Annotated in this window: 1 protein-coding gene and 1 pseudogene; both read left to right on the top strand. The window is 57.1% G+C overall.

Features of this window, described 5'->3' with window-relative positions:
* The first annotated feature begins 196 nt into the window (after positions 1–196).
* On the top strand, positions 197–1846 hold the full coding sequence (locus NKH70_RS35580) for a putative bifunctional diguanylate cyclase/phosphodiesterase (RefSeq protein ID WP_502908467.1): 1650 nt from the start codon (positions 197–199) through the stop codon (positions 1844–1846).
* A 176-nt stretch (positions 1847–2022) separates the two neighbouring features.
* Positions 2023–2282: pseudogene (locus NKH70_RS35575) on the top strand (ubiquinone biosynthesis methyltransferase UbiE); the annotation flags it as partial.

Genomic DNA, 2282 nt, shown 5'->3' with positions numbered 1-2282 from the left:
GGCGGCTCTTATTAAGACTGCGATTTGAAAGTTTGCCAAGCTCGACAGTTATGCTACTTTTAGACTGGGGGGCGCGAGTCTGCACCGCCTATGGAGGTGGTTCTTGCCCTCAGAGGCTTCAGGCGTCGGCACGGAGAGTGAGGGGCCTTCATCGAGCGATGCTCCAAGTGTCGGCGAAGGCGTTCTCGCAGACCTTTTGGCGAACACGACCGAACTTTTGTCGTTCTATGACCGTGACTTTCGCCTGACGCACTACGCGGCCAGGCTCAAAGGCTTGTACGGAGGCGCGGTAGCGCCGGGCGCCGCCGTCTGGGAGATCTACCCGAGCTTTCTCGATACGAGCTATCGCGACGAATTTCTTCGTGTGTTCCAAGGTGCCTCTCCGGCAAGCATCGACTTGCCGCGATCATCGGGCGGAGCGCAACGGTCCGTTTTTGTGTTCACCACGGCAAACGGTGCGGGAATCATCGAATCAAGAGAGGACGGCGGGCGGAGCGCAGCGGAGGAACAAGAGCATGTAGTTCTACTCCATCAGGCGACGCACGACGTGCTGACCGGACTGCAGAATCGGCGGCGATTCGGCGAGCGGCTGCAGCAGGCAATCGCGGCCCTCGGCGGATCAAAGCCGAAAGCCGCCCTTCTGCAAATCGACCTTGACGATTTCAAAGCGGTCAACGACACGCTCGGCCATGGAGCAGGCGACACTCTTCTTCAACTCGCGGCGGGTCGTATCCGCGATGCGCTGCAGGACGGCGAATCCGCATACCGGTATGCCGGCGATGAGTTCGCTGTCATCCAATTGGGAAAGGAGCAGCCAGCAGAGGCTGAACGCCTCGCCGGATCTCTAGTCGACGCGTTCAAGGACCCGTTCGTCATCAACGGCATTCCCGTGTTCGTCGGCTCGAGTATCGGAATTGCTTTCGGGCCGGAGCACGGGACCGATGGCGAACAGTTGATGAAAGCCGCTGACATTGCTCTTTACGCGGCCAAGACAGATGGACGCGGCTGCGCTCGAACATTTAACCGTTCGATGCTGCTCTTGCTCGAGCAACGCGAGAATCTCAGGCGCAGCCTTCGAATCGCGCTGGAGCGCGGCGAGCTTTATCTGGAGTATCAGCCGCTCATTCGGCCTCCCTCGTCAGTGACGGGTTTCGAAGCGCTGCTGCGGTGGCGGCACCCCGAGGTCGGAATCATTCCACCCAACGTGTTCATACCGATCGCCGAAGCCGACGGTCTGATGGACGAGATTGGACGATGGGTGATCGAGGAAGCCTGTCGCCAGGCGTTGACGTGGCCTTCCTCGCTGACAGTCGCAGTGAACCTGTCGCCGGCTCAGTTCCTCAGCGGTTCGCTGACGGACACCGTCGCTCAGGTCCTCGACGCAGTTGGGATTGAAGCCGACAGACTTGAACTTGAGATAACCGAGAGGGTCCTACTTGAGAAGACGATTGACAATATAGACACATTGAATACGCTGAATGTCTTGGGAATACGAATATCGCTAGACGATTTTGGAACATACTATTCTTCGTTGAGCTACCTTAAAAATTTTCCCTTCGATACGTTGAAGATAGATCAGTACTTTATTGCGGACTTGGAGACCGATCTCAAAAGCCAAACGATCGTGCGATCGATCATGAATCTGGCGCACGGCCTCGGGATAAATGTCACTGCCGAGGGGGTCGAGACCCCGGCACAGGCACGGTGGCTGATCAAGGAGAATTGCGATTGCCTGCAAGGCAACTTCCTGGGAAAGCCGCTTGGAGCCGAGGCGATCAGCGGTTTCATCAGGCGGTCCCCGCTGAGGGTGGTACGCGCGATGGAGGAATCAAAACAAGCGCTCTAGCGCCTTGCGCCCTTCGTTAACGGTGAGGCGGAGATTTGTAGAACGATCGAGGCAGATACCGCGCAATTTTTGGAGTCGGTGCGAGACTGAGTCATAACGGAGCGCGGTGAAATTTTCCGCCTCGGAGGTCATCGCGCCACCAGGGGTCAATACTGATAGAACAAGGGAGGATGCCGATGGGACCTGTTCATCATGATCTGGCTGGCGGGCCGACTTTTGAGCCCATGATCCAGATCGACATGGAAATCAAAGCTTTCGTCTCCGCTTGGAGACACTGCGATTATGTCTCGACATACATGGCCCGGATGATCAGTCAAAACAGGTCAGACTCGGTCCGGCATTCAAATCTCTTTTCCTCTGCCTTCAACGAATTGCTGGAAGTCGCCTTTCGTACGCGCCATGCCGACGGCGAACTGGCATGCAGGGTGTCTCGCCA

This window comes from Mesorhizobium sp. M0991, assembly GCF_040318915.1.
In the GTDB taxonomy this organism is placed as follows: Bacteria; Pseudomonadota; Alphaproteobacteria; order Rhizobiales; family Rhizobiaceae; genus Mesorhizobium.
This window is presented reverse-complemented; position numbering and strand designations above follow the sequence as displayed.